Source organism: Stenotrophomonas sp. STEN031 (assembly GCF_056759975.1).
Genome location: NZ_JBRREA010000107.1, coordinates 1 through 4,816, shown reverse-complemented (window position 1 = coordinate 4,816; position 4,816 = coordinate 1). Strand labels below are relative to the sequence as shown.

The window sequence follows — 4,816 nt, the reverse complement described above, 5'->3', positions numbered from 1 at the left end:
CCGGTAACGCCTCTGCCGAGCATGGCTCGGCACTACAGGGGGTAAATTCGTGCACAAGGCCTCTTGCCGAACATGGCTCGGCACTACAAAAAAGAAAGGCCCGGGTTTCCCCGGGCCTTCGTGTTACTGCTGCTGCCTTGCTCAGGCGGCGAACAGTGCCTTCATCTTCTTCAGCGCGTTGGCTTCGATCTGGCGAATGCGCTCGGCCGACACGCCGTACTCATCGGCCAGTTCCTGCAGCGTCACCTTGCTGTCGGCTTCCAGCCAACGGCGGGCGATGATGTCGCGCGAACGCTGGTCGAGCTTGGCCAGACCTTCGCGCAGCAGGCTCAGCTGGTTGTCTTCGCTGTCCTCGCGCTCATAGGCCTGCGACGGATCTTCATCGCGCGCGACCAGATACGCAGCCGGCGACGGCGGCGCATGATCGTCGTCTTCATCCGACGGCGCATCGAAGCCGATGTCACGACCGGACAGGCGCGATTCCATCTCCATCACTTCACGCTCGGAGACGTTCAGATCCTTGGCGACAGCGCTGACCTCGGCGGCGTTCATCCAGCCCAGGCGGGTCTTGGACTTGCGCAGGTTGAAGAACAGCTTGCGCTGCGCCTTGGTCGTGGCGACCTTGACGATGCGCCAGTTCTTGAGGATGAACTCGTGCATCTCGGCACGGATCCAGTGCACCGCGAAGGAAACCAGGCGCACGCCCATGTCCGGGTCGAAGCGCTTGACCGCCTTCATCAGGCCGATGTTGCCTTCCTGGATCAGGTCGCCCAGCTGCAGCCCGTAGCCGTTGTAACCGCGGGCCACGTGCACCACGAAGCGCAGGTGCGAATGCACCAGCTCACGCGCGGCGTTCAGATCCTGCTCGTCGCGGAAGCGACGCGACAGTTCCTGCTCCTCATCGACCGACAGCACCGGGATCTGGTGCACGGCACCGATGTAGGCGTCCAGCGAACCGAGCGCACTGGGAATCGGGAGATTGTTTGCCACAAGGGCAGTAGAGGTGTTCAGGTTCATAGGACCTCATCTTAGCAGTCGAACTATTGGACTGCTCAGTACAGAAAAAGTTCCAGCGTTCTGTTTTTGTTCGCAAACTCGAGGTCAAACCTGAATAGGCGACAGCAACGACGGCATTCCCAACCCCTCCAAGGTAGCAAAGCCAAGGTCACCGCGATATGACAGGAATCAAGGCAGTTCAGCGATCAGACGGCGCCAGATCGGCCAAGCCCGGCAGCCGCCAGTCGATCCGGGTCTGGCCGTTGCGGGCCAGGTAGTCATTGGCCTGCGAGAAATGCCGGCAGCCGAGGAAGCCGCGATGGGCCGACAACGGCGAGGGATGCGGCGCCTTGAACACACGGTGGCGGCGGGTATCGATGACCTTGCCCTTCTGCTGGGCATAAGCGCCCCACAGCAGGAACACCAGGCCTTCACGCTCGCGGTTGAGCACGTCGACCACATGGTCGGTGAAACCCTCCCAGCCGCGGCCCTGGTGCGCGCCCGCCTTGCCCTCTTCCACCGTCAGCACGGCGTTGAGCAGCAACACGCCCTGCTGCGCCCATGGCAGCAGACAGCCGTGGTCCGGGCGCGGGATGGCCAGGTCGGCCTCGATCTCTTTGTAGATATTGAGCAGCGACGGCGGCACCGGCACGCCCGGCTTCACCGAGAAGCTCAAACCGTGCGCCTGGCCATAGCCGTGGTACGGGTCCTGGCCCAGCACCACCACCTTGACCTGCTCGAACGGGGTAGCGTTGAAGGCCGCGAAGATTTCCGGGCCAGGCGGAAACACATGTGCGCCAGCGGCCTTGCGCTTGCGCAGGAACGCCGACAGCTCGCGCATCTCCGGCCGCAGCAGCCAGTCGCCGATACGGGACTTCCAGCTGGGCTCCAACTGGATCTGTACGCCGTCCTCGCTCACAGCACCACCGCCGGCTGGGCCATGCGCGCCAGCCGCAGCTGGAACAACACCTTGGTCACCAGCAGGCGTTCTTCGATGGGCTTCTGCACCAGGTCATTGGCCCCGGACTGCAGCAAGGCCGACTGGTTGTGCGGGTTGCCATCACCGGTCATCACCAGCACCGGCAGGCGGCGCTTGCCATAGGCGAAGTCGACGCGGATGCGCTCAACCACATCGCGGCCGCTCAGCTCGCCCTTGAGGGTGACGTCGGTCAGCACCAGGTCCACCTGCCGCGTGGTGCGGCCCAGCGACTCGGCGGTGAGCAGCGAGAACGCATCCTCGGCGGTGAGCACGTGCACGACGTGCAGGTCATGGCGTTCGAGCATGCGCTTGGTGGCCTCGGCCACCACCCGGCTGTCCTCGACATACAACACGGTGGCGTTGGCCACCGGCTCGGGCTGCACATAGCCACGGATGAAGGTTGCCAGGGCTTCATGGCCCAGTGCCTTGTCGAAATAGTCGGTGACGTACTCGGTGAAACGGCGCTGCTCCAGATGCTGCTGGGCGTCGCCGGAAACCACGATCACCGGCACATAGGCCTGCCCCGCGGTCTCACGCACGCCACGCGCCAGCGCCAGGCCATCGCCATCGGGCAAGGCCAGCGAAGTGGTGACCAGATGCACCGGACCGGCAGCCAGCGCCTCGCGCGCCTCGGCGATGCTGGCGCAGCCCACCACTTCAACGTCGGGCAATTCGCGCTTGAGCACGTCGCTGATCAGGCGCCGTACCAGTTTGGATCCATCGACCACCATTACCCGCGGCGCGTCGCTGATCAGGTGCTTGAGCTCGTGCGTGGACATGCGGGCCTCAGGTTTCAGTCGGGCGAGTCTGCCTGAGGAAGTGACCTGTCACCAGCCATGCCCCCAACCAACCCAGAATCGTGGTGCCAACCAGCACCATGCCCGAATGCAGCAGATCCAGGCCATGCAACGTGAAAGGACTGCCGTAGCTCTGCGACAGACTGGCCAGCGGCGCACGCAGGGCCAGCCCGCACACGCCGATCAGGCCCAGCGCCACGGCACCGGCGCCCAGCCCGTACCACGCGCCCAGATAGACGAACGGACGACGGATGAAACCGTCGCTGGCACCGAGCAACTGCAGCACGCCGATCTCCTCGCGCCGCGCCTGGATATCCAGGCGCACGGTATTGCCGACCACCAGCGCCGCCCCCAGGCCCAGCAGCACCGACAGCACCTGCACCAGCCGCGCACCAAAGCTCAGCCAGCCATCCAGGCGCTGCCGCCAAAGCGCATCGTGCTGGACCAGATCGGCCTGTGGCAGGGTTTCCAGCGACTTGGCCAGGGCAGCATCGACGCCATCGGTCGGGGTCACGATCAGCAACGTGGGCAGCGGGTTCTCACCCAGTGCATCGATGGCTTCACCCAGGCCGGCGTTCTGGCGCAGTTCGGCCAATCCTTCGTCCGGCGTACGCAACTGCACCTGCTCCACATCGGCACGGGCGCGCAGGGTCTTGGCCAGATCCTGCGCGGCGGCGGCGTCGACATCGGTCTTCAGGAACAGATTGATATCGCGCGACTGCTGCACGCTGCCAGAGAAATGCTTGAGATTGTCCAAGGCGATCGACAGGCCCAACGGAAGTGCCAGGGCCAGCGCCATCACCGCTACGGTCAGCGCGGTAGCCCATGGCCTGCGCACGGCGCGACCGAGGCTGAAAACCACGCTGTGCAGATGGTGATTGATCCAGGTGGCCAGCCGCGACGGCGCCGCCGTGCTGGTATTGCTGCTGCCGCTTTCAGGCTTGCTGCTGGTAGTCATTCGGCCAGGTCCTGCGGCGAGATGTCATCGACCAGACGGCCGTGGTCGAGGATCAGCACACGCTTGCGCATCTGCTTGAGCAGGGCCAGATCATGGCTGACCACCAGCACGCTGGTGCCACGCGCCGGCAGTTCTGCAAACAGGGTCATGATCTCCGCCGCCAGGGTCGGGTCGAGATTGCCGGTGGGCTCGTCGGCCACCAGCAGCCTGGGCTCGGCGACAATCGCGCGGGCGATGCCGACGCGCTGCTGCTCGCCGGCCGACAGTTCGCTGGGCAGCGCCTTCTCGCGATGGCCAAGGCCCATCCGCTCAAGCACCGAGCGCACCCGCTTGCCGGTATCGGCACGGCGGTCACCGCGCAGGATCAGCGGCAGGGCGACGTTCTCGCCGATGCTGCGGTCGACCAGCAGACGATGTTCCTGGTAGACCGCGCCGACTTCGCGCCGATGCAGGGCAACCTTGCCGCCGCGCACCTTGAGCAGGTTGCGCTCACCGAAGATGACCGCGCCACGGCTGGGCCGCTCGCTCAGGTGAATCAGCTTGAGCAGGGTGCTCTTGCCGGCACCGGAGTGCCCGGTGACGAACAGCATTTCGCCGGCCGCCACCTCGAAGCTGACGTCCACCAGCGCCTGATGGCCACCGGCATACTGTTTGCTGACATTGTCAAAACGCAGAACGCTCATCGTGCTGATTATGCAGGAGCGCGGGCAGACTGCGGAGGATGCCGGTCACGCGACGTGGGTTACGTGTAGTGCCGAGCCATGCTCGGCAAGGGGCTTTACTGGCCACGCTGCGGGAGCGGCGCAAGCCGCGAAGCCGGGATTGCATCAACCGGCAAAAAACTCACCCCTCCCCAACCCTCCCCTTTGCTGCGCAAAAGGGAGGGAGCTGTAGTGCCGAGCCATGCTCGGCAAGGGGCTTTACTGGCCACGCTGCGGGAGCGGCGCAAGCCGCGAAGCCGGGATTGCATCAACCGGCAAAAAGCTTACCCCTCCCCAACCCTCCCCTTTGCTGCGCAAAAGGGAGGGGGCTGTAGTGCCGAGCCATGCTCGGCAAGGGACTTTATCGGGCATGCCCCTGCCGAGC

At 65.0% G+C, this 4,816-nt stretch carries 5 protein-coding genes; all 5 read right to left on the bottom strand.

Translation table 11 applies throughout. The features are described from left to right. Positions 1-141 precede the first annotated feature (141 nt). A complete protein-coding gene (rpoH, locus tag ACVOLQ_RS22225) occupies positions 142-1,017 on the bottom strand; it encodes an RNA polymerase sigma factor RpoH (RefSeq protein WP_282272958.1) in 876 nt (291 codons plus the stop codon). Positions 1,018-1,195: 178 nt separating this feature from the next. Continuing rightward, positions 1,196-1,915 carry a uracil-DNA glycosylase gene (gene ung / locus ACVOLQ_RS22220; RefSeq protein WP_481529332.1) on the bottom strand — a complete coding sequence of 240 codons (720 nt, stop codon included), beginning with the start codon at positions 1,913-1,915 and terminating at the stop codon, positions 1,196-1,198. Continuing rightward, complete coding sequence (locus tag ACVOLQ_RS22215; RefSeq protein WP_057628046.1) at positions 1,912-2,754, bottom strand: response regulator; 843 nt, start codon at positions 2,752-2,754, stop codon at positions 1,912-1,914. The genes ung and ACVOLQ_RS22215 overlap by 4 nt, the downstream gene beginning before the upstream one ends. A gap of 7 nt (positions 2,755-2,761) precedes the next feature. Next, positions 2,762-3,730, bottom strand: a complete 969-nt coding sequence (gene ftsX, locus ACVOLQ_RS22210; RefSeq protein ID WP_313495674.1) for a permease-like cell division protein FtsX — start codon at positions 3,728-3,730, stop codon at positions 2,762-2,764. Next, entirely contained in the window at positions 3,727-4,413 is a 687-nt protein-coding gene (locus ACVOLQ_RS22205; RefSeq protein WP_481529331.1) for a cell division ATP-binding protein FtsE, read from the bottom strand. Before ACVOLQ_RS22205 ends, ftsX begins: the two co-directional genes overlap by 4 nt. Positions 4,414-4,816 lie beyond the last annotated feature (403 nt).